General features: G+C 65.9%; 24 protein-coding genes. 18 read left to right on the top strand and 6 right to left on the bottom strand.

Annotation, left to right across the window (positions count from 1 at the left end; all coding sequences use genetic code 11):
- Positions 1-114: 114 nt before the first annotated feature.
- The gene (gene edd / locus P2G62_RS01540) at positions 115-1,935 is read right to left on the bottom strand and encodes a phosphogluconate dehydratase (protein ID WP_275733089.1); all 1,821 of its coding nucleotides are present in this window, start codon (positions 1,933-1,935) and stop codon (positions 115-117) included.
- 220 nt (positions 1,936-2,155) lie between these two features.
- On the opposite strand from edd, the gene P2G62_RS01535 reads away from it, so the two are divergent.
- The 7 genes from P2G62_RS01535 (at position 2,156) to pgi (ending at position 9,044) form a co-directional block, all read left to right on the top strand.
- A complete protein-coding gene (locus tag P2G62_RS01535; protein WP_275733088.1) occupies positions 2,156-2,833 on the top strand; it encodes a DUF6778 family protein in 678 nt (225 codons plus the stop codon).
- Between the two features lie 81 nt (positions 2,834-2,914).
- Positions 2,915-4,132 (top strand): class I SAM-dependent rRNA methyltransferase, encoded by a 1,218-nt coding sequence (locus P2G62_RS01530; RefSeq protein ID WP_275733213.1) that lies wholly within the window; start codon positions 2,915-2,917, stop codon positions 4,130-4,132.
- 14 nt (positions 4,133-4,146) lie between these two features.
- A complete protein-coding gene (locus tag P2G62_RS01525; protein WP_275733212.1) occupies positions 4,147-4,686 on the top strand; it encodes a PIN domain-containing protein in 540 nt (179 codons plus the stop codon).
- Entirely contained in the window at positions 4,686-5,183 is a 498-nt protein-coding gene (locus tag P2G62_RS01520; RefSeq protein WP_275733087.1) for a DUF2478 domain-containing protein, read from the top strand. Before P2G62_RS01525 ends, P2G62_RS01520 begins: the two co-directional genes overlap by 1 nt.
- 99 nt (positions 5,184-5,282) lie before the next feature.
- Positions 5,283-6,764 (top strand): glucose-6-phosphate dehydrogenase, encoded by a 1,482-nt coding sequence (gene zwf, locus P2G62_RS01515; RefSeq protein WP_275733086.1) that lies wholly within the window; start codon positions 5,283-5,285, stop codon positions 6,762-6,764.
- The gene (gene pgl / locus P2G62_RS01510; RefSeq protein ID WP_275733085.1) at positions 6,761-7,432 is read left to right on the top strand and encodes a 6-phosphogluconolactonase; all 672 of its coding nucleotides are present in this window, start codon (positions 6,761-6,763) and stop codon (positions 7,430-7,432) included. Before zwf ends, pgl begins: the two co-directional genes overlap by 4 nt.
- Before the next feature lies 1 nt (position 7,433).
- A complete protein-coding gene (gene pgi / locus P2G62_RS01505; protein WP_275733084.1) occupies positions 7,434-9,044 on the top strand; it encodes a glucose-6-phosphate isomerase in 1,611 nt (536 codons plus the stop codon).
- A 32-nt stretch (positions 9,045-9,076) separates the two neighbouring features.
- Here the strand turns inward: pgi and P2G62_RS01500 are convergent, their stop codons facing one another.
- Entirely contained in the window at positions 9,077-10,309 is a 1,233-nt protein-coding gene (locus P2G62_RS01500; protein WP_275733083.1) for an MFS transporter, read from the bottom strand.
- 64 nt (positions 10,310-10,373) lie between these two features.
- On the opposite strand from P2G62_RS01500, the gene P2G62_RS01495 reads away from it, so the two are divergent.
- The 3 genes from P2G62_RS01495 (at position 10,374) to P2G62_RS01485 (ending at position 12,444) form a co-directional block, all read left to right on the top strand.
- Positions 10,374-11,006: a DNA-3-methyladenine glycosylase 2 family protein gene (locus tag P2G62_RS01495; protein WP_275733082.1), complete on the top strand. Its 633-nt coding sequence runs from the start codon at positions 10,374-10,376 to the stop codon at positions 11,004-11,006.
- Positions 11,003-11,665, top strand: coding sequence for an alpha/beta fold hydrolase (locus P2G62_RS01490; RefSeq protein WP_275733081.1), 663 nt, complete (start codon positions 11,003-11,005; stop codon positions 11,663-11,665). Before P2G62_RS01495 ends, P2G62_RS01490 begins: the two co-directional genes overlap by 4 nt.
- A gap of 179 nt (positions 11,666-11,844) precedes the next feature.
- Entirely contained in the window at positions 11,845-12,444 is a 600-nt protein-coding gene (locus tag P2G62_RS01485; RefSeq protein WP_275733080.1) for an HNH endonuclease, read from the top strand.
- A 64-nt stretch (positions 12,445-12,508) separates the two neighbouring features.
- Here the strand turns inward: P2G62_RS01485 and P2G62_RS01480 are convergent, their stop codons facing one another.
- Positions 12,509-13,432: a glycosyltransferase family 2 protein gene (locus P2G62_RS01480; protein WP_275733079.1), complete on the bottom strand. Its 924-nt coding sequence runs from the start codon at positions 13,430-13,432 to the stop codon at positions 12,509-12,511.
- A 351-nt stretch (positions 13,433-13,783) separates the two neighbouring features.
- Between P2G62_RS01480 and P2G62_RS01475 the strand changes: the two genes are divergently transcribed.
- A complete protein-coding gene (locus P2G62_RS01475; protein ID WP_275733078.1) occupies positions 13,784-14,644 on the top strand; it encodes a glycosyltransferase in 861 nt (286 codons plus the stop codon).
- 157 nt (positions 14,645-14,801) lie between these two features.
- Positions 14,802-15,815 carry a glyceraldehyde 3-phosphate dehydrogenase NAD-binding domain-containing protein gene (locus P2G62_RS01470; RefSeq protein ID WP_275733077.1) on the top strand — a complete coding sequence of 338 codons (1,014 nt, stop codon included), beginning with the start codon at positions 14,802-14,804 and terminating at the stop codon, positions 15,813-15,815.
- A 69-nt stretch (positions 15,816-15,884) separates the two neighbouring features.
- Here P2G62_RS01470 and P2G62_RS01465 read toward each other — a convergent pair whose 3' ends face one another.
- A complete protein-coding gene (locus P2G62_RS01465) occupies positions 15,885-16,661 on the bottom strand; it encodes a Bax inhibitor-1/YccA family protein (protein WP_275733076.1) in 777 nt (258 codons plus the stop codon).
- A 128-nt stretch (positions 16,662-16,789) separates the two neighbouring features.
- Complete coding sequence (locus tag P2G62_RS01460) at positions 16,790-17,770, bottom strand: NADPH:quinone oxidoreductase family protein (protein ID WP_275733075.1); 981 nt, start codon at positions 17,768-17,770, stop codon at positions 16,790-16,792.
- A gap of 344 nt (positions 17,771-18,114) precedes the next feature.
- Here P2G62_RS01460 and P2G62_RS01455 point away from each other — a divergent pair, with 344 nt between their 5' ends.
- The 3 genes from P2G62_RS01455 (at position 18,115) to P2G62_RS01445 (ending at position 20,830) form a co-directional block, all read left to right on the top strand.
- Positions 18,115-18,477, top strand: a complete 363-nt coding sequence (locus P2G62_RS01455) for a helix-turn-helix transcriptional regulator (RefSeq protein WP_275733074.1) — start codon at positions 18,115-18,117, stop codon at positions 18,475-18,477.
- Between the two features lie 91 nt (positions 18,478-18,568).
- Positions 18,569-19,399 (top strand): inositol monophosphatase family protein, encoded by an 831-nt coding sequence (locus tag P2G62_RS01450; RefSeq protein WP_275733073.1) that lies wholly within the window; start codon positions 18,569-18,571, stop codon positions 19,397-19,399.
- Between the two features lie 93 nt (positions 19,400-19,492).
- A complete protein-coding gene (locus P2G62_RS01445; RefSeq protein WP_275733072.1) occupies positions 19,493-20,830 on the top strand; it encodes an 8-oxoguanine deaminase in 1,338 nt (445 codons plus the stop codon).
- A 66-nt stretch (positions 20,831-20,896) separates the two neighbouring features.
- On the opposite strand, the gene guaD is transcribed toward P2G62_RS01445, so the two are convergent.
- Positions 20,897-22,177: a guanine deaminase gene (guaD, locus tag P2G62_RS01440; RefSeq protein ID WP_275733071.1), complete on the bottom strand. Its 1,281-nt coding sequence runs from the start codon at positions 22,175-22,177 to the stop codon at positions 20,897-20,899.
- Between the two features lie 136 nt (positions 22,178-22,313).
- Here guaD and mgtE point away from each other — a divergent pair, with 136 nt between their 5' ends.
- The 3 genes from mgtE (at position 22,314) to P2G62_RS01425 (ending at position 25,234) form a co-directional block, all read left to right on the top strand.
- Positions 22,314-23,702, top strand: coding sequence for a magnesium transporter (mgtE, locus tag P2G62_RS01435; protein ID WP_275733070.1), 1,389 nt, complete (start codon positions 22,314-22,316; stop codon positions 23,700-23,702).
- Positions 23,699-24,241, top strand: a complete 543-nt coding sequence (locus P2G62_RS01430; RefSeq protein ID WP_275733069.1) for a 5-formyltetrahydrofolate cyclo-ligase — start codon at positions 23,699-23,701, stop codon at positions 24,239-24,241. Before mgtE ends, P2G62_RS01430 begins: the two co-directional genes overlap by 4 nt.
- A 177-nt stretch (positions 24,242-24,418) precedes the next feature.
- Positions 24,419-25,234, top strand: a complete 816-nt coding sequence (locus tag P2G62_RS01425; protein ID WP_275733068.1) for a TIGR00282 family metallophosphoesterase — start codon at positions 24,419-24,421, stop codon at positions 25,232-25,234.
- Positions 25,235-25,270: the final 36 nt, after the last annotated feature.

The raw sequence follows: 25,270 nt of genomic DNA, 5'->3' as shown, positions 1-25,270 counted from the left end.
GAGACGGCGCGCTTTCTCTCTGGACGGTCATCGACGTCCCCGCCTGTACCGTGACAGCAGCTTTCCCGAACCTAGTTTCTTTCTGGTTAAAATATCCCCGCCGGAGGCAAAAACTCAAACAACCACCGCCGCGCCGTCGGTCGCTGGGCCGACAGTGCGGCGGAAGGCATCGAACAACTCGCGGCCAAGGCCATGTGCATTGGCCGACAGATCGGCACTGATGGGGGCGCGATCCGCGAAACCGTCGGTCAGGCAATCGAGCGTGCCCGCCACGGCGTCAAGCCGCACGATATCGCCGTCGATCAGCCGCGCCAGCGGGCCGGCGCAGGCGGCCTCGGGGCTGACGTGGATCGCGGCGGGCACCTTGCCGCTGGCGCCCGACATCCGCCCGTCGGTCACCAGTGCCACCCGCAGCCCGCGGCCCTGCAAAACCGAAAGCGTGGGGGTGAGCGAGTGCAGTTCGGGCATGCCATTGGCGCGCGGGCCCTGAAAACGGACGACGACCACCGTGTCCGCAGTGAATTCGCCGCGCTGGAAGGCGGCCTTCACATCGGCTTGATCGTGGAAGATGCGCACCGGGGCCTCGACCAGACGGTGTTCGGGGGCCACGGCCGAAATCTTGATGACGCCGCGCCCGAGGTTGCCTTCAAGCTGCCGCAGACCGCCAGAGGCGGCGAAGGGCGCGGTGGCGGGGCGCAGGATCTTGTCGTTCAGCGTGGTTTCGGGGCCGTCTTCCCAGACCAGCGTGCCGTCGCGCAGTTTGGGTTCGCGGATATAGGCGGCCAGCCCGTCGCCGGTGACGGTCTTGGCATCGGGGTGCAGCAGCCCTGCGCCCAGCAATTCACGGATCAGGAACTGCATCCCGCCCGCCGCGTGGAAATGGTTCACATCGGCCAGACCGTTCGGATAGACCTTGGCCATCAGCGGCACGACATCGGAAATCGCATCGAAATCGGCCAGATCCAGCACGATCCCGGCGGCACGCGCCATTGCGGGCATATGCAGCACCAGATTGGTCGATCCGCCCGTGGCCATCAGCCCGACCAGACCGTTGACGAAGGCACGTTCATCCAGAATCTCGCCCGCGGGGCGGTAATCGTTGCCCAAGGCGGTGATTTCGGCGGCGCGCCGCGCGCCCGCGACCGTCAGCGCCTGGCGCAGATCGGTGCCGGGGTTGACGAAGCTGGCGCCCGGCAGGTGCAGGCCCATGATCTCCATCAGCATCTGGTTGGTGTTGGCGGTGCCGTAGAAGGTGCAGGTGCCGGGGCCATGATAGCTGGCCATCTCCGCCGCCATCAGCGCGTCGCGCCCGACCTCGCCGGTGGCAAACTGCTGGCGCACCTTGGCCTTTTCGTCATTCGGCAGGCCCGAGGTCATCGGCCCTGCGGGCAGGAACACTGCCGGGATATGGCCGAAGGTCGCGGCGGCCATCACCAGCCCGGGCACGATCTTGTCGCAGACCCCGAGGTAGAGCGCGGCATCGAAGGTGTTATGCGACAGTGCCACCCCGGCGGCGAGGGCGATCACATCGCGCGAAAACAGGCTCAACTCCATCCCCGGCTGGCCCTGGGTCACGCCATCGCACATCGCGGGCACGCCGCCTGCGACCTGTGCGGTGGCGCCCATCGCGCGCAGTGCCTCGCGGATCAGCGCGGGATAGGTTTCATAGGGCTGATGCGCGCTGAGCATGTCATTATAGGCGGTGACGATGCCGATATTGGGGGCACGACCCTCGGCCAGCGCGGGCTGATCGGTGCCCATGGCGGCATAGGCATGGGCCTGGTTGCCGCAGCTCAGATGCGCGCGCGCGGGGCCCGCCTGTGCCGCGGCCTTGATCTGCGCCAGGTAATCCGCCCGCCGCCCGGCCGAACGCGCCCGGATCCGGTCGGTGACGCGGGCGATCGTGGCGTTCAGCGCAGCGGGGGTCTGGGGCATGGCGGGTTCTCGTCTGCAGGAGCATCTGCTGCGGGGCAGCGATGGCGTCTTATAACGTTAGCGCTAACAAATCAATCGGGAAGCTATTCTTTAAAAATGGGCTGCAAGTGACCTGTGGGCAAGGGTTTTTCCGCAGAATTGCGCCACTGTTAACCCTTTTCTGCCACATTCGGCCTGCATCTTCCAGCCCGTCAGGATGGCTCAGCCGGAGATGAACATTATGAAACCGACCCGTATGATCGCCCTTTTCGCCGCGCTTGCACTGCTGGCGGGGTGCGCCGAGGTGGAGCCGGCGTCGCGCGGGGCGACCGATGTCACGCCGCTGGCCGAAATCACCGTGGGCGCCGAAGACGCCGTGATGACCGCACCGCTTTACGATGTGCGGACGGTCCGGGTGTCGGTGCCGCGCACGCTGCATGTGTCCGAGGCCAACCTGTATTATCCGATCGCCGACATCGTCTGGCGCGGCGAGGCGCGTGGCGACCGTTACGCGCAGGTTTCTGCACTGTTCACCGAGGCGGCGGATCGCGCGACGGGCGCGATGACCGAGGGCCGCCCGGTTGTGGTCGACATCGAGGTCGTGCGCTTCCACGCGCTGACCGAAAAGACCCGCTATACCTTCGGCGGCAGCTACAGCCTGAAATTCAGGATCGGCGTGACGGATGCCGAAACCGGGGCTGTTGTGGTCGCGCCGCATCTGGTCAATGCCTCGCAGCCGGCTTCGGGTGGGCAAAAGGCGATCGAGGAGGAAGAGCGCGGCCTGACTCAGAAGGTTGTGGTGACGCAGATCCTGACCGATGCCATCCGCGCCGATCTGATGACGCCGGTGGCCCAACCGCGGGGGGCGCTGTCCGAACGGATCTCGCTGCTGGCGCCTGCGCTGACGGTTGCCGAATAGTCAAAGCTTTCGCCCGGCACGCGAACGGGGTAGAGGGGGCGGCAACGCCCCCTTTCTGGTTTGAGGCCCCCGATGTCAGACATGATCGCCGAAGATACCGCCGAACCCACCGCGACCCGTCCGGTGGTGCGCCTGCGCCCCAAAGCCGAGGCCCGGGCGATCCGCCACGGCTTCCCTTGGGTCTATGCCGACGAGCTGGTGACCGACCGGCGCACGCAGGCGCTGGCTGCGGGCACGATCTGCACGCTGGAAGATGACGCCCGCCGCCCGCTGGCGACCGTCACCGTGAATACCAAATCCAAGATCATTGCCCGCGTGCTGGAACGCGATGCCGGGGCGGTGATTGACCGTGCCTGGATCGCCGGGCGTCTGGCCCGCGCGCTGGAACTGCGCGCGCGGCTGTTCGACGAACCTTTCTATCGGCTGGTGCATGCCGAGGCCGACGGCCTGCCCGGTGTCATCATCGACCGTTTCGGCGATCTGGCGGTGATCCAGCCCAATGCCGCCTGGGCCGAGGCGATGATCGACGATCTGGCTGCGGCGCTGGCCGAGGTGACCGGGGTGCAGACCGTTGTGAAGAATGGCACCGGGCGGGCACGCGGGCTGGAAGGCCTGCCCGAGGAAACCGTGGTGCTGCAGGGCGCGGTCACCGGCCCGGTGGCGGTGCCGATGAACGGGGCAACCTATATGGCCGACGTGCTGGGCGGGCAGAAGACGGGGCTGTTCTTCGACCAGCGCCCGAACCATGCCTTTGCGGCGCGCCTAGCGCAGGGGGCGCGGGTGCTGGATGTGTTTTCCCATGTTGGCGGTTTTGCGCTGGCGTGCCTTGCGGGCGGTGCCGAAAGCGCGCTGTCGGTCGATGCCTCGGGTCCGGCGCTGGATCTGGCCGGGCAGGGTGCGGCCGCGATGGGGATGCAGGCGCGGTTCGCCACCCGTCAGGGCGATGCCTTCGCCACGCTGGAAGCGCTGGCCGCCGAGGGCGCGCAATTCGATCTGGTGATCTGCGACCCGCCCGCCTTCGCGCCGAACAAGCAGGCGCTGCAAGCGGGGCTGCGCGCTTATGAACGTGTTGCGCGTCTGGCCGCGCCGCTGGTCGCGCCGGGGGGCTATCTGGCGCTGTGCTCGTGCAGCCATGCGGCCGATCTGACGCAGTTCCGCAATGCCTCGGCGCGGGGCATCGGGCGGGGCGGGCGGCGCAGCCAACTGCTGCACACGGGCTATGCCGGCGCGGATCATCCGATGCTGCCGCAACTGGCGGAATCGGCCTATCTCAAAGCGCTGTTCTTCCGGCTCGACTGATGCCGGGCGCGCCGATCAAAGTGGTGCTGGACGCCTGCGTTCTGGTGCCGACCGTACTGCGCGAGATCCTGATCGGCGTGGCGCGTGCGGGGCTTTACACACCGCTGTGGTCAGAACGTATCCTGGAAGAATGGGCCCGCGCCGTGCGCCGCTTCGGCCCGGTGGACGAGGCCATGGCGCGGGGCCAGATCGCTGTTTTGAAAGCGCAATTTCCGCAGGCCAGCGTGGCGCCCCGCTCCGGGCTGGAGGCGCGTCTGCATCTGCCCGATGACAATGACATCCATGTGCTGGCGGCCGCAATCGCCGGCGGCGCCGAGGCGATCGTGACCTTCAACGCCGTCGATTTTCCGCGCGGCGTGCTGGCGGGCGAGGGGATTGCGCGGCGTGACCCGGACGGGTTTCTGTGGCAGTTGTGGTCCGATCATCCCGCCGAAGTCGGTGCCGTGGTCGAGGCGGTGCGCGCCGAGGCCGAGCGGCTGTCGGGGGAACCGCAGCCGGTGCGCGCGCTGCTGAAACGGGCCAAACTGCCGCGGTTGGGAAAGGCGCTGGGCTGATGTTGGGATTTCTGAGCTGTGCCGAACGCGGGCGGGCCGATGCGCTGTTGGCCCGGCTGGCGGCCGAACGGTTTGCGGCGGGCCTGCCGGTGGTGGCGATGGTGCGCGACGAGCTGCCCGCTGCGCGCGCCTGCGAGATGCAGCTGCGCCTGCTGCCGGCCAATACGATCATGCCGATTTCACAGGATCTTGGCCCCGGTGCGGACGGCTGCACGCTGGATGCCGGCGCGCTGGAGCAGGCCGTCGCCGATACCGCACGCGCGATTGCCGCTGCCGCGCCCGGAACCGTGCTGATCCTGAACAAATTCGGCAAGCAGGAAGCGGCCGGGCGTGGTGTGCGGCCGCTGATCGGGCAGGGGTTGGAGGCAGGCCTGCGCGTGTTGTTGTCGGTTCCGCCTGAAACCCGGGCGGCCTTCGATGCCTTTTCCTGCGGTTTCGCTGAAGAGATTTCGCCGGATATTCAGGCACTTCGGGCATTTCTGCACAAGGACGCGTGAGCGGGTGCGCATTTGCTTGGCCCTGCCCGCGCCTCAGGCTAGACTTCGGCGGGCGCTGGGGCTAAAACGCCCGCGTTAGCGATAACAACGGAGTGCCACATGGTTTCGCGCGTAATTCCGGTCGATCCTTTCGATCTGGTGGTGTTTGGCGCCACGGGCGATCTGGCCACCCGCAAGATCCTTCCCGGCCTCTATCGGCGCTTTTTTGCAGGCCAGATCCCGGATGGGGCGCGGATCATCGGCGCGGCGCGCTCCGAGATGGATGCAGATGCGTTTCGCGCGCAGGTCCGCGCGGCGATTGATGACCATGTCGGCGCCGCCAAGCGCGACCCCGCGCAGATCGACGCCTTTCTGGCCAATCTGGATTACGTTGCGGTCGATGCGATGGGCGACGAAGGCTGGGCGCCACTGAAGGCGCTGGTGCATCCCGACCGGGTCAACGCGTTCTATTTCTCGGTGGCGCCCGCGTTGTTCGGTCCGCTTGCCGAACGCTTGCACGCCCACGGCATCGCCACGCCCGACAGCCGGATCGTGGTGGAGAAGCCTTTCGGCCGCGATCTGACCTCGGCCCGCGCGCTCAACGCCACGCTGGCCGAGCATTTCGAGGAGCACCAGATCTATCGCATCGACCATTATCTGGGCAAGGAAACCGTGCAGAACCTGATGGCGGTGCGCTTCGCCAATATCCTGTTCGAGCCGCTGTGGAACGCGCAGTTTGTCGATCATGTGCAAATTACCGTGGCCGAAACCGTCGGTGTGGGCGGGCGCGGGTCGTATTATGACAAGTCGGGCGCCATGCGCGACATGGTCCAGAACCACATGATGCAGCTGTTGTGCCTGATCGCGATGGAGCCGCCCTATCACTTCGACCCGGACGCGGTGCGCGACGAAAAACTCAAGGTTATCCGTGCCTTGCAGCCCGTTGTTGCCAGCGACATCGTGCGCGGGCAATATCTGGGCACCCGCTCGCGTGGCACGGATTGCGACACCGCCCAGCCCGGCTATCTGCAGGACAGCGAAAACCCCGACAGCCGCACCGAAAGCTATGTCGCGCTGAAATGCCATGTCGCCAACTGGCGCTGGACCGGAACGCCATTCTATCTGCGCACCGGCAAGCGGCTGCGTGCGCGCACCAGCGAAATCGCCATCACCTTCAAGGAGCCGCCGCATTCGATCTTTGACGAGGCGGACGAAACCTGGCGCGAGAACGTGCTTGTCATCCGGTTGCAACCGAATGAGGGTATGAACCTGAAGATGATGATCAAGGAACCCGGGCCGGGGGGGATGCGACTGGTGCAGGTGCCACTCGACATGTCGTTCGCCGAGGCGCTTGGAGAAGAGGGCGCCGATATTCCCGACGCCTACGAGCGGCTGATCATGGATGTGATCCGCGGCAATCAGACCCTGTTCATGCGCGGCGACGAGGTCGAGGCCGCCTGGGCCTGGACCGACCCGATCATCGCCGGCTGGGAGGCACGGGGCGACAAGCCGCAGCCTTACGATTCCGGTTCCTCCGGGCCCGAGGATGCGCTGATGCTGATGCATCGCGACGGTCGCCGCTGGCGGGAGATCCGGGAATGAACTTTGTCGCTTACCCCGACCGCGACCTGATGATGCTGGCCGTCGCCGACCAGATCGCCGCGCAATTGCGCCGCGCGATCGAGGTCGAAGGGCTGGCCACGTTTTCGGTGCCGGGGGGCACCACGCCGGGGCCGGTGTTCGATATCCTGTCGGATCTGGATCTGGACTGGTCCAGGGTCGCGGTGCTGCTGAACGACGAACGCTGGGTGCCCGTGGACAGCCCGCGTTCGAACACCCGTCTGCTGCGCGAACGCTTGCTGCGCGGCCGGGCGGCGGCGGCGCAACTGGTGCCGCTTTATGCCCCCGCTGACGCGCCCGAGGATGTCTTGGCGCAGCTGACCGAGGGCGTGGAAACCGTGCTGCCGATCACCGTCTTGCTGCTGGGCATGGGGGCGGACATGCATACGGCCAGCCTGTTTCCCGGCGCCGATCATCTGGCCGAGGCGCTGTCGGATGACGCGCCGCCGCTGATGGCGCTGCGCGACGAGGCCGCGGGCGAGCCGCGCCTGACGCTGACCGCGCCGGTGCTGCGCGATGCGATGCACAGCCATATCCTGATCACCGGCGCCGAGAAACGCGCCGCAATCGAGCGTGCCGCCACCCTGCCGGAACTGCAGGCCCCGGTGCGCACCGTTCTGAAAAACGCCACCATTCACTGGGCAGACTGACATGACCATCTGGCAAGACCTGCGCGACCACGCAGAGGCCGTAAAATCCCGCCGCATCGCCGAATTGTTTGAAAATGACAATCGCGCCGCCGAGTTCACCGCAGAATTCGGCGGGTTCATGTTCGATTACTCCAAGACGAACATCGACGCAAAGGCCCGTAGCCTGCTGCTGCGTCTGGCGGAAAAGCAGGGTGTCGCGGAAAAACGCGCAGCGATGTTCGCAGGCAAGAAGATCAACGAGACCGAGCGCCGCGCCGTGCTGCATACCGCTCTGCGCAACCTCGATGGCGAGGTGATGGTGGACGGGCATGACGTGATGCCTGCGGTGCGCGAAACCCATGCCCGGATGACCGCCTTCGCGCGCGATATCCGCGCCGGGCGCTACACCGGGCAGGGCGGCGCGATCACCGATGTGGTCAATATCGGCATCGGCGGTTCGGACCTTGGGCCCGCGATGGCCACGCTGGCGCTGGCCCCCTATCACAACGGACCGCGGGTGCATTTCGTCTCGAACGTGGATGGCGCGCATATCCATGACACGCTCAGAGGGCTGAACCCGGAAACGACACTGGTGGTGGTGGCGTCCAAGACCTTCACCACGATCGAGACGATGACCAATGCCGAGACGGCGCGCAGATGGATGGCGGCGGCGGTGGCGGACCCGGGCGCGCAATTCGCGGCGCTCTCGACGGCGGCCGAGAAGACGGCGGCCTTCGGCATCGACGGCAGCCGGGTGTTCGGCTTCGCCGACTGGGTCGGTGGGCGCTATTCGATGTGGGGGCCGATCGGGTTGTCGCTGATGCTGGCGATCGGGCCGGAAAATTTCGATGCGATGCTGGCGGGGGCCGCCGCGATGGACGCGCATTTCTGCGATGCGCCCTTCGCCGAAAACCTGCCCGTTCTGCTGGCGCTGGTCGGCATCTGGCACAACCAGTTTTGCGACTATGCGACCCGCGCGGTGCTGCCCTACGATCAGCGTCTGGCACGTCTGCCCGCCTATCTGCAGCAGCTGGAAATGGAGAGTAACGGCAAACGCGTCAGCATGGATGGCGCCGATCTGCCCTATCACTCGGGGCCGGTGGTCTGGGGCGAGCCGGGCACCAACGGCCAGCACGCGTTCTACCAGTTGATCCATCAGGGCACCCGCATCGTGCCGTGCGAATTCATGCTGGCCGCCCAGGGGCACGAGCCCGACCTGGCGCATCAGCACCTGTTGCTGGTGGCCAATTGTCTGGCGCAATCAGAGGCGCTGATGCGGGGCCGCGATCTGGCCGAAGCCACTGAAATCATGCGCAAGAAGGGCCTTGAAGGGGAAGAGCTGGACCGACAGGCGCGCCACCGTGTCTTCCCGGGCTCGCGCCCCTCGACGACGCTTCTGTATCCGAAACTGACACCCGAGGTCTTCGGCGGGATCATCGCGCTTTACGAGCACCGCGTGTTCGTCGAGGGCGTAATTCTGGGCATCAACAGCTATGACCAATGGGGGGTCGAGCTGGGCAAGGAACTGGCGCTGGCACTGGCCCCGGTGCTGGAGGGCACGGCTGACGGCGCGGGCAAGGATGGCTCGACGCTGCAACTGGCCGGCCGCATCCGCGCGTTGCGCGGGGTCTGAGCCGGCAGGGGGCGGCGCCCCCGGCGGCGGCCTTACCGCGTTTCCTTCGGCCGCAGCACCAGCCAGATCAGCGCACCGCCCGCCAGCGTCAGGAAGGGCAACATCGCCAGGTTCACCGCCTGCCAGCCCGCCTGCGGATCGCCCGCGGCCGAGCAGTTCATCAGGCTGCCCGAACTGAGCGAGGCCAGAAACACCCCGCCGAAGACGACGAAATCGTTCATCCCCTGCACATGGCCGCGTTCGTCCGCGCTATGGGCCGAGGCCAGCATCGCGGTCGAGCCGATGAAGCCGAAGTTCCAGCCCAGTCCAAGCAGCACCAGCGCCAGATAGAATTTCTCCAGCTCGACCCCGGTCATTGCCACCGCGCCCGAGGCCGCCAGGATCACGAGGCCGACACCCACGATCATTTCGCGCCCGAAGCGGGCGATCAGATGGCCGGTGAAGAAGCTGGGCAGATACATCGCCAGAACGTGCGCCGAGACGATATTGGCGGCGTCGCCAGCCTCGAACCCGCAGCCGACCACGGCAAGCGGGGTCGAGGTCATCACCAGGTTCATCAGCGCATAGGACACCATGCCGCAGATCATCGCCACCGCGATCACCGGGTCACGCAGCAATTCGCGCCGGGTGCGGCCGGGATGGGCCACGCCCTTGGCACGCCGCCCCGGGGCCGGGATGCGCAGGAAGGAAAACAGGATCGGCCCCAGCAGGTTGAGCCCGATGATTGCCAGATAGGTGGCCATGAAGGGCACGACCATCGCCTGCGCGGTGGCCTTGACCAGCTGCGGGCCGATGATCGCGGCGGCCAGACCGCCGGCCATGACATAGGAAATCGCCTTGGGCTGGAACTCGGGCGCCACGCCATCGGTCGCGGCGAAGCGGTAAAACCCCTGTGCCGACATATAGATGCCGGTCAGGAAAGACCCGGCCATGAACAGCGGAAATGACCCGATATAGAGTGCGCGTGCCGCGATCGCCGCACCCAGGCCGCCCGCCACCGTGGCAAGGATGAACCCCGCACGACGCCCGTAGGCGGCCATGAATTCCGACATCGGCTGTGCCGACAGCACCGAACCCAGCACGATCAGCGACAGCGGCAGCGTCGACCAGCAGGGGTTCGGCGCCAGCGATTGGCCTGCCAGCCCGCCGACGGTGAAGATCATCGACATCTGCGCGCCCAGCACCGCCTGCGCGATGACCAGCACGATCACGTTGCGCCATTTGGCGGGGCTCGGGACGGGGAGAAACTGGCTCGTATCTTTCATGTGCATGGCCTATCCGGCCAGAACGGGGCTGGCAAGCGCGGCGTTGATCGGGCAGGGTGGCGCCATGGTCGGACGCATCATCACCACCGAAGACGACATCGCCGAGGGGGCCGAATGGCTGGCCCGGGCCGAGCCGCGCTTTGCCCGCGTGCTGGATCTGACCGGCCCCTGGCCCCTGCGGCGCCGGGCCGACGGGTTCGAGGCGCTGCGCGATGCTATTTTGGGCCAGCAGGTCTCGGTCGCGGCGGCCAACTCGATCCGCGACAAACTGCTGGGGGCCGGGTTCGGCGGGGCCGAAGCCCTGGCCGACGCAGCCGAGGACGATCTGCGTGCCTGCGGCCTGTCGCGGCAAAAGGTGAAATATGTTCAGGCCCTTGCCCGGGCCGGGATTGATTTCGACGCGCTGCGCCATTTGCCAGACGAAGAGGTCGTGGCGCAGCTTCTGCCGCTGCCCGGCATCGGGCGCTGGACGGTCGAGATGTATCTGATCTTTGCGCTGGGGCGGGCGGATGTGTTCGCGGTCGACGATCTGGCGCTGGCAGAGGGGGCGCGGATGCTGTTCGATCTGCCCGAGCGCCCGAAACGCAAGGACTTCACCGCATTGGCCGCGGCCTGGTCGCCCTGGCGCGCGGTTGCGGCGCGTGGGCTTTGGGCCTATTACGCGGCGTGCAAACTCAGGGAAGGGGTGGCGCCATGACGCGCGAGCTGCAAGTGGGGCGCCGGGCGCCGAAATCGGGCACGGTCAAATCGGCGGTGGTGTTCTTGCATGGCTATGGCGCGGATGGCGCCGATCTGCTGGGGCTGGCCGATCCGCTGGGCCCGCATCTGCCCGACACGCTGTTCCTGGCGCCCGACGCGCCCGAACCCTGTTCGGGCAACCCCTTCGGGCGGCAATGGTTCCCGATCCCGTGGCTGGATGGGTCGAGCGAAGAGGCCGCCGCCGAAGGGCTCGCCCGGGCTGCTGCTGACCTGAATGCCTTTCTTGACAAGACACTTGAAGAAGAGGCTCTAACCCCTTCGCAGTTGGCGATTATCGGGTTTTCGCAAGGCACGATGATGGCGCTGGAAGTGGCGCCGCGCCGCGCTGCGCCGCTGGCCGCCATCGTCGCGTTTTCGGGCCGCCTGCTGCGCCCAGAGGCGCTGGAGGCCGAGGCGGTCTCGAAGCCGCCGGTGTTGCTCATTCATGGCGATGCCGACCCGGTCGTGCCCTTCGCCGACATGCAGCTGGCGGGCAATGCGCTGGTGGGGGCCGGGTTCGAAACCTACGGCCATGTGATGCAGGGCACTGGCCACGGAATCGCGCCCGACGGGTTGTCGATGGCGCTGGCCTTCCTGAAGGAACGCCTGCCCGGCTGAAGTGCCTGAAATTTCGTCACATCCCCGTTGCATGCGTTTGCTAGCAATGCCGCAGGGCAGAAAATCGCATATGGCGGGACTTGCCAGACGCGAAACGCCATATATAGTTTAATCATAGGCTGGGGCGGGTTCCCCGCTCTGGGCCACCGATTGGCGACAGGGCGAGGACGGAGTCACTCATGCTGGACCACGGCGATAGGTCGGATTTTCGAACGCAATTCGTGCGCGAGCCTTCTGCGCTCAAACGCTTCCCGGCGCTGGTGCTGAACGCCGACTTCCGCCCGCTCAGCTATTACCCGCTGTCGCTGTGGCCCTGGCAAGAGGCGATCAAGGCGGTCTGTCTCGACCGGGTCACCATCCTCGCCGAATATGACGAGGTGGTGCGCAGCCAGCGCGAGGCGATACGGATACCCTCGGTCGTGGTGCTGAAAGAATTTGTCAAACCCCAGAAGCGCGTGGCTTTCACGCGCTTCAATCTTTTTCTGAGGGATGAATTCTGCTGCCAGTACTGCGGATCGAAGACGGATCTGACCTTCGACCATGTGATCCCCCGGTCGCGCGGCGGGGTGACGAGTTGGGAAAACGTGGTGGCGGCCTGTGCGCCCTGCAATCTGAAAAAGGCCAATAAATCGCTGAAAGCATCGGGTATGCGCCTCAAGCGCCCGGCCTGCCAGCCCACGCCCGAAGAGATGCACGCGGTCGGACGCCGCTTCCCCCCGGGGCATTTGCACGACAGCTGGATGGACTTCCTGTATTGGGATGCCGAACTCGAGGCCTGAGGCCGGTTGCGGGAAAGCGTTCTTAACGCGATAGTCCGCGGCCGCTGGGACCCCACCGCAAACTTCAAACCCCCGGTGGTTTTTCGTCCAGCACGACATGATCGGAAAGACGCCCCGAAAGAGACGGCGCTGGCGGCGGGACCCGCAAGAGTTCGCCCGTCGTCGTGTTCAGATTGCTGTAATTGTAGACATGGGTTTGCACGTCGCTCAGGTCTTTCAGACCCGCCATCGCCTTCCAGTGGGCCGAGTAATTGCTGTTGCGGGCGGTCGCAATCGCATTGGAGGCAAGGCCCGTCGCGACCTTTGCCGCGATCTGGGCTTCGGTGCGGATCGGCATATGCAGGATGCGGATGGTGTCCAGATGGACCTTCTGAAACGGGGCACGTTTGTTGAACAGCGCCCCGTGGTTGCCCTGAATGATCTTGGTCACGGTTTCTGCCCGGCTCAGATTCACGGCCAGCTTATGGATCTGGCAGGGCCCTTCCAGCCAGCCCTCGATCTCTGTTGCGGCCTGAATCGGGGATTGCAGCGCGACGGGGTAAACATTCACCCATTTCATGCGAACGGTGATTGCCGCGCGGTATCGCGACAGCTCCCGGCGGATCTCGTTTCGGCCCTTTTCAAAGATGAATTCATCACCGTCCAGAAAGAACATCCACCCCTTCGAAGTATGGCTTGCCACTTCCAGAAAGGCAGAGGTCATGACGGCGGATTGATTGTTGCCCGGCTCGGTATAGTCCCGGATTTCAAGGTTGTGGTAACGCTTCGCCAGCTCAAGAAGACGTTCGTGCGTTCCGTCGGAACTGAGGTGATTGTAGATCAGGACATGGTCGAAGATCGCACTCAGATGCGCCACCCACACATCTATGATGTCGATTTCATTGCGCACCATGGATGCGCAGATCAGCGGACCATCCGCTGCGGGGGTAAAGACCGATTTGGCCTGGCAGCTTAGCCTGCGAAGGGTTCTTTTCAGGTTCCTGATCATTTTGCACTGTTCCAAATCTGCTGGGCGAAGAAACCCTTGTATCGGCGATCCTCTGACGGCGGGGACCGCCGATGAAGCATAGAAGGGAAAACATCGTCTGCGTCCAGACCCGCTCTGGTGTGGGGGCTGCCTGCTTAACGTTTCCGATACAGCGAAAAAGGGGCGAAAAGGTAACGCCGGTGCAGTTGGGGACCTTGTGGCCGCGGGCACCGTCTTGCGCCAATCTGGCAGGGGGGGGCATCCAGGCGATGCATAGTCTGCATCTGACCTGCGTGTCATGGTTTCGGGTCGACAGTGGAACGGACCCACCCTACACAACAGTCTTGTTGTGACCCGCGAACGCGTTTTTCCATGATTGCCAGAAACCTTATCCACCTTGTCCGTTCTCATGCGGATCTTGCCCCCGAACTACGCCGCAATCTGGCGCAGCTGGCGGCGGCCAATCCGGGCTGGCGGCAGATCATCCTTTCCGATGAGGAGGCGCTGGAGTTCGTCCGACAGCATTACACCCCGCGCCATCTGGAGGCGCTCGCCCGGATCGACCCGGCCTATGGGCCCGCCCGTTCGGATCTGTTGCGCTATCTGGTCCTGTATCAGATCGGCGGGGTTTATCTGGACAACAAGAGCGGGCTGAAACGCCCTCTGGATCAGATCCTGCGCCCGGATGACGAGTACCTTGTCGTGCAATGGGACAACGGCCCCGGGGGGGCAGAAGAGCACTTCGGCTTTCACCCCGAAATCGCGGAGGTCGACGGGGGCGAATACATCAACTGGGTGCTGTGCAGCCGCGCGGGGCATCCCTATCTGGCTGCCGTGATCGACCGGATCGTCGAGAATATCGAGACCTATTCAGTGGCGAAATTCGGGGTTGGCAAGCTGGGAACCCTGCGCACGACCGGCCCGATCGCCTACACGCAGGCGATCCATCCGATCCTGGGGCTGCACCCGCACCGGCGGGTGCTGAGCGTGCCAGAGGGGTTTCTTTACACGGCGCTGAGCGAACCTTCGAGCCATCTTTTCCTGCACAAGCTGCATTACAGCCGGTTGCGGCATCCCGTCGTTTTGCCGGACCCGCGCGTGACGCCCTTGGGCACGCGGATGGCCGCGCATCTGTCGCGGCGCGTCCTGATCGGTCTTGCGTGGCTGCGTCACCGGAATCGGCACAGACGCAAGCAGTCGCGCCTGCGCCGGGGTGTCGTCAGGCGGCGTTAACTGGTGCAGGCCGCGTCTTGCGGGATCTCTTTGGCGTTCTGAACCTTGATGACCCGGACAGAGCCGCCCGATCCCATTGTAACGGTGGCAATCATGCGCTTCCCCTTGGGGGGGCTCGGGCCTTACACAGGGCGGGCAGTGGCAGTGGAGATCGGCGATGCGGGTGTTCATCAACGGATTCGGGCGGATCGGGCGGTCGGTGGTGCGGGCCGCGCTGCAGGATCGGGCGCGGGGCGGGGGGCGCTGGTCCGGCATCACGATCGCGGGCATCAATGACATCGCGACGCCCGAGATGTGCGCCTATCTGTTTCAATACGACAGTGTGTTCGGCCCCTGGCCGGGAACGGTCGCGCTGGAAGATGGCGCGCTGGTGGTCGACGGGTTGGCGATCCCGCTGCACCGCACCGCCGATCTGGCCGCGCTGGACCTGAGCGGCACCGATCTGGTGATGGAATGCACGGGCCGCGCGGACCGGCCCGAGATCGCGGGGCAGGGGCTGGCCGCCGGGGCCGACCGGGTGCTGATTTCCGGCCCTTCGCGCGCGGCCGAGTTCACCGTGGTTCTGGGCGCGAACGAGGCGGCGCTTGGCGCGCAGCGGATCGTGTCGAACGCCAGTTGCACCACCAATGCGCTGGCCCCGCTGGTCGCGCTGATCGAGGCGCACTGGGGCGTGGTGACGGGCACGATGACAACGGTGCATTGCTATACCGGCAGCCAGCCGACCGTGGATGCGCCCGCCGCCGATTTCGCCCGCTCGCGCGCCGCCGCGCTGTCGATGGTGCCGACGACGACCTCGGCGGGGCGCCTGCTGGACGGGGTTTTGCCCGGGCTCGAAGGACGGATCATCGCGCAGGCGGTGCGGGTGCCCACGGCCAGTGTCTCGGCGGTGGATCTGGCGGTGGTGACTGCGCGCCCGGTCACCGTCGATGCGGTGAACGCGGTGTTCCGTGTCTGTGCGGCCAAGGGCGGGGTGATCGGCGCCACGGATCAGCCGCTGGTCAGTTCCGACCTGCGTGCCCGGCGTGAAAGCGTGGTCATGGCCTGCCCGGAAACCCGGGTCACCGGCGTTCCGGTGGCAGGCGGCAGCTTGCTGCGGGTGTTCGGCTGGTATGACAATGAATGGGGCTTTTCCAACCGGATGCTGGATGTGGCTGCCCGGATGGCGGGCTGACCCCACCGCAGGCCCCGACATGAAAAAAGCCCCGCTTGCGCGGGGCTTTTTCGGTTCTGTGCGCTGCGATCACTCGCGGTTGCCAAGGAACTGCAGCAGGAACATGAACATGTTGATGAAGTCGAGGTAGAGCTGCAGCGCGCCCATGATGGCGGCCTTGCCCAGATATTCCTCATCGCTCTGCGCCATTTGCAGATAGATGTTCTTGATGTTCTGCGTGTCGAAGGCGGTCAGGCCCGCGAAGATCAGCACGCCGATCACCGAGATCGCGAATTGCAGCGCGCTCGACGCCAGGAAGATATTGACGATCGAGGCCACGATCAGACCGATCAGACCCATCATCAGGAACGAGCCCATCGCGCTCAGGTTGCGCTTCGTGGTGTAGCCGTAAAGCGACAGGCCAGCGAAAGCGATGGCGGTCACGAGGAAGGTCTGCGCGATCGAAACGCCGGTATAAACCAGGAAGATCGACGAGAGCGACGCGCCCATCAGCGCGGCATAGACCCAGAACACGATCTGCGCGGTCGAGGTCTGCATCTTGTGCAGCGTGGCCGAGAAGGCAAAGACCACCGCCAGCGGCGCGAACATCAGCACCCATTTCAGCGGGCTGGTGTAAAGGGTGGCGCCGAACTGCGTCAGATATTTGCTGGCACCGATCTGCGCCACGCCCAGTGCCGGATCGGTCGTCATCGCCATATTGGCCAGCAGGAAGGCCACCGCGCCGGTAATCAGCATCGCCGCCGACATCAGCCCGTAGACCTTGTTCATGTGCGCGCGCAGCCCCGCGTCGATCATTGCGGTGCGCGTCCCCGCATGCGTGGCGCGCATCGTGTTGAAATCAGCCATTCTTGCCTCCGTAAATCCCTTTGGCGGCCCCCTGAGACCGCGTCCTGTCGGATATTGGCATGGGTGCCCCGGGATTCAAGCGCCCGGGGCGGAAAAACCGCGCCCCTGTCCACCGTTTCTGCAAAGGCTCAGCGGGTCGAAGTTTCCCCCGCGCCGGTCAGCACCACAACCTTGCCGGTCGAGCGCCGCGCGCGCAGCAGGTCCAGCGCCTCGGTGGTCCGTTCCAGCGGGATCTGCGCCGAGATATGCGGCACCAGACCACCTTCCGAGAACCAGTCGAACAGCTGCGCCATCGAGCCGGTCAGCAATTCGGGCGCCAGTTTCAGATAGCCGCCCCAGTAAAGCCCGTGGATTTCCAGGTTCTTCACCAGGGCATGGTTGAGCGGCAGTTTCGGTTGCGCGCCCGAGGCGAAGCCGATCACCAGAAAGCGCCCGCCGGGACGCAGCGCGCGAAACGCCGCTTCGCCCGCCGCCCCGCCGATCGCATCATAGACCACGTCGGCCCCGCCCGCCGCTTTCAGCGCGGCTTTCAGATCGGGGGTCTCGGCGTCGATCAGCACCGTGGCCCCGGCCGCCCGCGCCACCTCGAGCTTGTCGGCGCCGCGTGCCACCGCAATCACCCGCGCGCCCATTCGCGCGCCGATTTCGACCGCGGTCAGTCCAACGCCACCCGCCGCCCCCAGCACCGCCAGGGTCTCGCCCGGGGCCAGACGGGCGCGCATTTCCAGCGCCAGATGCGAGGTGCCATAGGCGATCTGGAACGCCGCCGCCTGCGCAAAACTCATCGTATCGGGCAGCGGCGTGCAGCGATTTTCGGGAAAATTCCCCATTTCAGCAAGGCCACCCTGCCCTGAAAAGACAGCTACGCGCGTGCCGGGCGCCAATTTCGCGCCCGCTCCGGTTGTGCGGATCGTGCCGGCCAGCTCCATCCCCATCACAAACGGGGTCTGCGGAGTGTCCTGATATTTGCCCTCGATCATCAGAAGATCGGCAAAATTCAGCCCGCAGGCGGCAATTTCAATTTGCACTTCGCCCGGCCCGGGCGCTGGCAAATCCAGATTTGTCAATTGCGGCGGGGTGTTGAGGGCGGCAAGCTGAAAGGCGCGCATCGGGTCTCCGGGAGCTGAAATCCGCATCACAATAGCCCGGGACCCGGTGCGCGACCAGCCCGGACAGGCACTTCTGCGCGAATCGCGGGATTTGCAGGCTGGAATGATTGACGTTAAGGTAATTGCATTTTGCAATGCATTTTGCAAAACACGCGGGGCGTGAATTCTGTGTTTTTCAGTCCATCAGAGGCTGCGACCGGAAAAATTTGGTTCATTTGCCATGGCGCGTATCAATTCAGTGTCGCTGACCTGTCTTTTTGGACAGGTTTTGTCATTTGCGACGGAAAGGCGGTGCGAGGCCGTGGTAACCTTGCGGAACCGTAAGTGGTTTGAAGGACGATTGCATGAAACACCCTGTCGATGTCCACGTGGGCAAGCGTATCCGTCACCGTCGTTGGATGATCGGGATGACCCAACAGCAACTGGCCGACAAGGTCGGGATCAAGTTTCAGCAGATCCAGAAATACGAAACCGGGATGAACCGCGTTTCGGCCTCGCGTCTGTGGGATATCGCGGATGCGGTCGATGTGCCGATCTCGTTCTTCTTCGAAGGCCTTGCGGGCGAGGCGCTGGATCGTTCCGAAGTGTCCGGCGACATTCTTGCCGACAAGGAGGCGCTGGCCTTGGTGCGCTCTTACTACGCGATCCCCGAGGCGCAGCGCCGTCGACTGTTCGAACTGGCCAAGGTTCTGTCCGACGCGGCCTGATGCGCCGCGGACAATGGAATGACGGGTGTTGACCCGGACCGGGGGGGCGGCTACCGCTCCCCCTGATCATGTCCGAGCCCCGGAGACCCCGATGACCCAATCCCCGCCCGTGCTGAGCGCCGCCCTTCAGGCCGAGTTGATCGGCGTGGCGCAGGATCTGGCCGATGTCGCCCGCGTCGAGACGCTGCGCCACTTCCGCACCGAGGGCGGGCTGGGGGCCGACAGCAAGGAAACCGCCCGCTTCGATCCGGTGACCGTGGCCGACCGCGCCGCCGAGGCCGCGATGCGTGACATTCTGGCAAAGCGCCGCCCGCAGGACGGGATCTACGGCGAGGAATACGGCATCAGTCAGGGACGGTCGGGGTTCAGCTGGGTGCTTGACCCGATCGACGGCACCCGCGGCTACATGTCGGGCACGCCGACCTGGGGGGTGCTGATCGCGCTGACGCAGGATCTGGGCACGACGCTGGGGGCGCCGGTGCTGGGCCTGATCGACCAGCCCTATATCGGCGAGCGGTTTCTGGGCGGGTTCGGCCGGGCCGAGACCTCGGGGCCGTTGGGTCTGCGCCCGCTGCGGGCGCGTCCGCCGCGCGCCCTGTCCGATGCGATCCTCTACACCACCTTCCCCGAGGTCGGCACCCCCGCCGAAGGCGCCGCCTTCGCGCGCCTGTCGGCACAGGCCAAGCTGACCCGCTATGGCACCGATTGCTATGCCTATGCGCTGATCGCGGCCGGGCAGATCGACCTGGTGGTCGAGGCGGGGTTGCAACCCTACGATGTGCAGGCGCCGATCGCGGTGATCGAGGCGGCCGGGGGCATCGTGACCAACTGGCAGGGCGGTCCCGCACATATGGGCGGGCAGGTGCTGGCCGCGGCCAACCGGGCGGTGCATGCTGCGGCGATGGCGGTGCTGAACGGCTGACCCCTTTCGGGGCGTCGGCCGTGTGGATTCGCACGGACCGGGGCGGCGCCCCGGACCCCGAGGTATTTGCGGCAAGATGAAAGGGCTGGCGAGATGCACGAAATCCTGATCCGGGGCGCCGAGGTCGTGGTGACGATGGACGCCACGCGGCGTGAACTGGCAGGCGCCGATGTGCTGATCCGGGGCGGGCAGATTGCGGCTGTCGGGGCCGGGCTGGCGACGGATGGCACGGTCATCTCGGCCCACGGCTGCGTGGTGACGCCGGGCCTCGTGAACACCCATCACCACCTGTATCAGACGCTGACCCGCGCGGTGCCGGGCGGGCAGGATGCGCTGTTGTTCGGCTGGCTCAAGACGCTCTATCCGATCTGGGCGCGGATGGGCCCTGAAGAGATGCGGGTTTCGGCGCAGGTGGGCCTTGCGGAACTGGCGCTGAGCGGATGCACGCTTTCGTCCGATCACCTCTATCTTTATCCCAATGGCGCGCGGCTCGAGGATACGATCCATGCCGCGGCCGAGCTGGGCCTGCGCTTCCATCCGACCCGGGGCGCGATGTCGATCGGCGAAAGCGCGGGCGGGTTGCCGCCCGACAGTCTGGTTGAACGGGAAGCCGACATTCTGAACGATTGCATCCGGGTGATCGACGCCTTTCACGACCCGCGCGAAGGGTCGATGTGCCGGGTGGGCGTGGCGCCCTGTTCGCCGTTTTCGGTCAGTCGCGGGTTGATGAAGGACGCGGCCGATCTGGCGCGCGACAAGGGCGTGATGCTGCACACCCATCTGGCCGAGAACGACGAGGATATCGCCTATTCGCTGGCGCAATTCGGTTGCCGCCCCGGACAATACGCCGAGGATCTGGGCTGGACCGGCGCCGATGTCTGGCACGCGCATTGCGTCAGGCTGGATGCCGCCGAGATCGACCTGTTCGCCCGCACGAAAACCGGCGTGGCGCATTGCCCCTGCTCGAATTGCCGCCTTGGCAGCGGGATTGCCCCGGTGCGGGCGATGCGCGATGCGGGGGTGAGGGTGGCACTGGGAGTGGATGGGTCGGCCAGCAACGATGCAGGCAGCCTGATCGCCGAGGCGCGCATGGCGATGCTGCTGCAGCGCGTGCAGAACGGTGCCGATGCGATGAGCGCGCGCGAGGCGCTGGAAATCGCCACGCTCGGCGGCGCGCAGGTGCTGGGTCGACCCGATTGCGGCAGTCTTGAGCCCGGCAAACGCGCCGATCTGGCGATTTGGGATGTGTCGGGGCTGGAGGCCGCGGGCGCCTGGGACCCGGTCGCGGCACTGCTGCTGGCCGGTCCGCCGCGGGTGAAACACCTGTTCGTCGAGGGCCGCCAGATCGTCGCGGATGGCCAGATCGCCACGCTCGACATGCCGCGCCTGATTGCGACGCAAAACCGCCTGGCACGGGCCTTGATGGGCTGATCTTCATCTTGCCCGAAATACCTCACCGGGGGGGCGGGGGAGTGAATCCCCCGACGCGCGCGGCGCTCAGCGCAGCTTGCGCCCGCCGACCCAGACGCCCGCGACCGCGCGGTCATCGCCCATCATGATGGTCGGGAACAGCGCCTCCCAGAAACTGCCAGCATGGGCCACACGCTGGGCGATCGCCGGGGTCGAGGCCAGGTCGATCACCACCAGGTCGGCCTCCATCCCCGGGGCGATATTGCCGACCTTGTCGCCGATCTTCAGCGCCTGCGCCGAGGCGCCGGTGGCCAGCCACCACAGCTGCGCAGGGTGCAGCGGGTGATGGCGCAGCTGCGCCACCTCATAGGCCGCGGCCATCGTGCGCAGCATCGAAAAACTCGACCCGCCGCCGGTGTCCGTCGCCAGCCCCACCCGCAGCCGCCCGGCCAGCCCGTGCATGTCGAACAGCCCCGATCCGATGAAGGTGTTCGAGGTCGGGCAATGCACCAGCGCGGCGCCAACCTCGGTCAGCCGGTCCACCTCGCGCGGTTCCAGATGGATCGCATGGCCGTATAGCCCGTTCTCGCCCAAGAGGCCGAAGGCCTCGTAGGTGTCCAGATAGTCGCGCGCGGCGGGGAACAGCGATTTCACCCAGGCGATCTCGTCCACTTGCTCGCTCAGATGGGTTTGCATCAGGCAGGCCGGATGCTCGGCCCAGAGTGCCCCGAGCGCGTCGAGCTGTTCAGGCGTCGAGGTGGGCGAGAACCGCGGCGTGATGACATAGGACAGACGGTCGATCTGATGCCAGCGTTCCAACAGGCGCTTGCTGTCGTCATAGGCGCTTTGGGCGCTGTCGCGCAGACCCTCGGGGGCGTTGCGATCCATGCAGGTCTTGCCGCCCAGGGCCCGCATGCCACGCACCTGTGCCGCGCTGAAATAGGCATCGACGCTTTCGGGATGGACCGTGCAATAGCTGCACATCGTGGTCGTCCCGTGATCCAGCGCCAGATCGAAATAGCGCGCGGCAATCTCGCCCGCGTGGACCGGATCGTCGAAGCGCATCTCTTCGGGGAAGGTATAGGCATTGAGCCAGTCGATCAGCCGTTTGCCCCAGCTGGCGATGATCGCGGTCTGCGGATAATGCACATGCGCGTCGATGAACCCGGCCGAAATCAGCGCAGATCCGTAATCATGCACCCGCGCCTCGGGGTGGGCCGCGCGCAGGGTTTCTGCATCGCCCAGGGCCACGATCCGGCCATGCGCCACCACGACCGCGCCGCGGGTGATATGGCGCGCCGCCCCGGGGCCTTCGGTCATCGGGTCGCCGGCAAAGGAAATCACCTGCCCCAGCAATATCTCGGTCATTCGCGCCTCCGTTTTGGCCATGCTACGGCGTGGGGCGGCCAAGAACAATCGCCCGATGGACAGGGTTTTTCTGCCCGCGCCCCTGTTGCCTCGGGGCGCGCTCGGGTAAGGTGCGGGCAAACCACACGGGGGCGGCATGGCGGAAGAACGGGCAGAGGAACACGAGCGCGAGGAAGAAGACTATCGTCTGGATGGCGAGGTCGTCGACCAGATCCTCGAGGCCGTCGCGGCCGAGGACGCGCCCCGCCTTGCCGCGTTGATGGAGCCGCTGCACGCTGCCGACATCGCCGACCTTCTGGAACAGATCGGCGGGGCCGAACGGCGCGGCATCCTGCGGCTCTGGGGCCGCGAGATCGACGGCGAGATCCTGACCGAGATCGACGAATCGATCCGCGAAGAGGTGATCGACGCGATGCCGCGCGAGGTGCTGGCCGAGGCCGTGCGCGAACTCGACTCGGATGACGTTGTTGACCTGATCGAAGACCTGGAAGAACCGCAGCAGGAAGCGATCCTCGAGGCGCTGGACGATACCGACCGGGCCGCGGTCGAACAATCGCTGGCCTATCCCGAATATTCCGCAGGCCGCCTGATGCAGCGCGAAGTGGTGATGGCACCCGAGCACTGGACCGTGGGCGAGGCCATCGACCACATGCGCCACAACAAGAAAGACCTGCCCGAACAGTTCTATCACGTCATTCTGGTCGATCCGCGGATGAAGCCCACGGGCTATGTCACGCTGGGCAAGATCCTGTCGTCGAAACGCGCGGTGCCGCTGACCTCGATCGTCGAGGACAGTTTCCGCACGATCTCGGTCTATCAGGAAGAGGCCGACGTGGCCTATGCCTTCAACCAGTATCACCTGATCTCGGCGGCGGTGGTCGATGAAAACGACCGGCTGGTGGGCATCATCACCATCGACGATGCGATGGCGGTGCTTGATGACGAACACGAAGAGGACATCCTGCGTCTGGCCGGTGTGGGTGACGAGTCGGCGATTTCCGACACCGTGCTGGAAACCGTGCGTCAGCGGCTGCCGTGGCTCGCGGTCAACCTGATGACGGCGATCCTGGCTTCGGGGGTGATCGCGCTCTTCGAGGATACGATCGCGCGGCTGGTGGCGCTGGCCGTGCTGATGCCGATCGTGGCTTCGATGGGGGGCAATGCGGGCACCCAGACGCTGACCGTGGCGGTGAGGGCGCTGGCGACCAAGGATCTGACCGAAAGCAACGTCTGGCGCGTGGTGCGTCGCGAGGCGGTGGTGGGATTGCTGAACGGTCTGGCCTTCGCGCTGGTGATGGGGGCGGTGGCCTGGGTCTGGTTCGACACCGCCAGTCTGGGGCTGGTGATCGGCGCGGCGATGGTGATCAACCTGTTCGTGGCGGCGGTGGCGGGTATCGTCGTGCCCTTGTCGCTTGAAAAACTGGGCGCCGACCCGGCGCTGGCCTCGGGCACCTTCGTCACCACGGTGACCGATGTCGTGGGCTTCTTCGCCTTTCTGGGCCTGGCCGGGGCGTTGCTGCTGTGACCAAGGACGCGGCCCGTTGCGCCGCCTTTGCCGCTCGCAAGGCCGCCCATGCCGCCTATAGCGGCGATGCCACCGCCCATCTGCGCGCGGCACTGGCGCGTTTTGGGGACGCGCCGCTGGCCGGTTACATGCCGATCCGCACCGAGATCGACCCGCTGCCCTCCATGGCGGCGCATCCCGGCCCGGTGGGGGTGCCGGTGATCCTGGGCCCCGGCCAGCCGCTGATCTTCCGCACCTGGCGCCCCGATACACCGATGATCGTCGGCCCCTTCGGCGCGCTGATCCCCGAAACCGGGGCCGAGATCACGCCGCGGGTGCTGATCGTGCCGCTTGTCGCCTTCGATCGGCGCGGTTTCCGTCTGGGCTATGGCGGCGGTTTTTACGACCGCACGCTGGAACGGCTGCGCGCGCAAGCTCCGGTCACCGCCATCGGCTTTGCCTACGCGGCGCAGGAGCTGCCCGAAGTGCCGGTCGAACCCACCGACCAGCCGCTTGATCTGATCGTGACCGAAAGGGGCATCCTCACGCCCGCGCGCTGATCTTCTTCTTGGCCCAAATACTCCGGGGGGCAGGCTTGCCTGCGGGGGCAGCGCCCCCTCCAGCCTCGTCAGTCGGGCTCGCCGGGGGTTTTGCCCCCCCGGACCCCCGCAGGATATTTTCGCCAGAAAGAAGGGAAAAGATTGCCCTTTCGGGATCGTGGGCCTATGGGAGAGCGCATGAAAATCCTGTTTCTTGGCGATGTGATGGGGCGCGCGGGGCGTGCGGCCGTCTCTGGACAACTGGCGAAGATCCGTGAGGATTGGGGCCTCGATTTCGTTGTGGTCAATGGCGAGAACGCCTCGGGCGGCATGGGGCTGACGGGCGATCACGCGAAGCTCTTGCTGGCGGCGGGGGCCGATGTGGTGACGCTGGGCGATCATGCTTTTGACCAGAAAGACATGCTGCGATTCATCGACAGTGAGCCGCGGGTGATCCGACCGATCAACTATGCCAAGGATGCACCGGGCAAGGGGGCGCGCCTGTTCGAGGATCGCCGCGGGCGCAAGGTTCTGGTGGCGCAGGTGCTGGGGCAGGTCTTCATGAAGCGGGCCTTCGACGATCCGTTCTCGGCCATCGACGGGGTGTTGCGCGCGCATCCGCTGGGCGGGCTGGCGCAGGCCATTCTGGTTGATGTGCATTGCGAGGCGACGAGCGAGAAGATGGCGATGGGCCATTGGTGCGACGGGCGCGCCAGCGTCGTTGTGGGCACCCATACCCATGTGCCGACCGCCGATGCGATGGTTCTGCCTGGTGGCACCGCCTATCTGAGCGATGCGGGCATGTGCGGCGATTACCATTCTGTCATCGGCATGGACAAGGCCGAGCCGATGCGCCGCTTCATCACCGGCATGGCGCGCGAGCGCTTCAGCCCGGCCACGGGCGAGGCCACGCTGAGCGGATTTTACGTAGAGACCTGCGACCGGACCGGCAAGGCCAAGACCTGCCAGGCGGTGCGGCTGGGCGGGCGGCTTGCGCCCTCCGCTCCGGTTTGAGGCGCGCAGGCCGGAACCTGCCGGTTTTGCGGGCGT

It is taken from the genome of Paenirhodobacter sp. CAU 1674 (assembly GCF_029222945.1).
Taxonomy (GTDB): Bacteria; Pseudomonadota; Alphaproteobacteria; order Rhodobacterales; family Rhodobacteraceae; genus Rhodobacter.
Note: the sequence above shows the minus strand (reverse complement) of the source record. Positions and strands in the feature narration are given on the sequence as shown.

Excerpts from the sequence above, each read along its gene's own strand:
- edd (WP_275733089.1), bottom strand. The coding sequence starts at position 1,935 with ATGCCCCAGACCCCCGCTGCGCTGAACGCCACGATCGCCCGCGTCACC.
- P2G62_RS01535 (WP_275733088.1), top strand. The coding sequence starts at position 2,156 with ATGAAACCGACCCGTATGATCGCCCTTTTCGCCGCGCTTGCACTGCTG.
- P2G62_RS01530 (WP_275733213.1), top strand. The coding sequence starts at position 2,915 with ATGATCGCCGAAGATACCGCCGAACCCACCGCGACCCGTCCGGTGGTG.
- P2G62_RS01520 (WP_275733087.1), top strand. The coding sequence starts at position 4,686 with ATGTTGGGATTTCTGAGCTGTGCCGAACGCGGGCGGGCCGATGCGCTG.
- zwf (WP_275733086.1), top strand. The coding sequence starts at position 5,283 with ATGGTTTCGCGCGTAATTCCGGTCGATCCTTTCGATCTGGTGGTGTTT.
- pgl (WP_275733085.1), top strand. The coding sequence starts at position 6,761 with ATGAACTTTGTCGCTTACCCCGACCGCGACCTGATGATGCTGGCCGTC.
- pgi (WP_275733084.1), top strand. The coding sequence starts at position 7,434 with ATGACCATCTGGCAAGACCTGCGCGACCACGCAGAGGCCGTAAAATCC.
- P2G62_RS01500 (WP_275733083.1), bottom strand. The coding sequence starts at position 10,309 with ATGAAAGATACGAGCCAGTTTCTCCCCGTCCCGAGCCCCGCCAAATGG.
- P2G62_RS01495 (WP_275733082.1), top strand. The coding sequence starts at position 10,374 with ATGGTCGGACGCATCATCACCACCGAAGACGACATCGCCGAGGGGGCC.
- P2G62_RS01490 (WP_275733081.1), top strand. The coding sequence starts at position 11,003 with ATGACGCGCGAGCTGCAAGTGGGGCGCCGGGCGCCGAAATCGGGCACG.
- P2G62_RS01485 (WP_275733080.1), top strand. The coding sequence starts at position 11,845 with ATGCTGGACCACGGCGATAGGTCGGATTTTCGAACGCAATTCGTGCGC.
- P2G62_RS01480 (WP_275733079.1), bottom strand. The coding sequence starts at position 13,432 with ATGATCAGGAACCTGAAAAGAACCCTTCGCAGGCTAAGCTGCCAGGCC.
- P2G62_RS01475 (WP_275733078.1), top strand. The coding sequence starts at position 13,784 with ATGATTGCCAGAAACCTTATCCACCTTGTCCGTTCTCATGCGGATCTT.
- P2G62_RS01470 (WP_275733077.1), top strand. The coding sequence starts at position 14,802 with ATGCGGGTGTTCATCAACGGATTCGGGCGGATCGGGCGGTCGGTGGTG.
- P2G62_RS01465 (WP_275733076.1), bottom strand. The coding sequence starts at position 16,661 with ATGGCTGATTTCAACACGATGCGCGCCACGCATGCGGGGACGCGCACC.
- P2G62_RS01460 (WP_275733075.1), bottom strand. The coding sequence starts at position 17,770 with ATGCGCGCCTTTCAGCTTGCCGCCCTCAACACCCCGCCGCAATTGACA.
- P2G62_RS01455 (WP_275733074.1), top strand. The coding sequence starts at position 18,115 with ATGAAACACCCTGTCGATGTCCACGTGGGCAAGCGTATCCGTCACCGT.
- P2G62_RS01450 (WP_275733073.1), top strand. The coding sequence starts at position 18,569 with ATGACCCAATCCCCGCCCGTGCTGAGCGCCGCCCTTCAGGCCGAGTTG.
- P2G62_RS01445 (WP_275733072.1), top strand. The coding sequence starts at position 19,493 with ATGCACGAAATCCTGATCCGGGGCGCCGAGGTCGTGGTGACGATGGAC.
- guaD (WP_275733071.1), bottom strand. The coding sequence starts at position 22,177 with ATGACCGAGATATTGCTGGGGCAGGTGATTTCCTTTGCCGGCGACCCG.
- mgtE (WP_275733070.1), top strand. The coding sequence starts at position 22,314 with ATGGCGGAAGAACGGGCAGAGGAACACGAGCGCGAGGAAGAAGACTAT.
- P2G62_RS01425 (WP_275733068.1), top strand. The coding sequence starts at position 24,419 with ATGAAAATCCTGTTTCTTGGCGATGTGATGGGGCGCGCGGGGCGTGCG.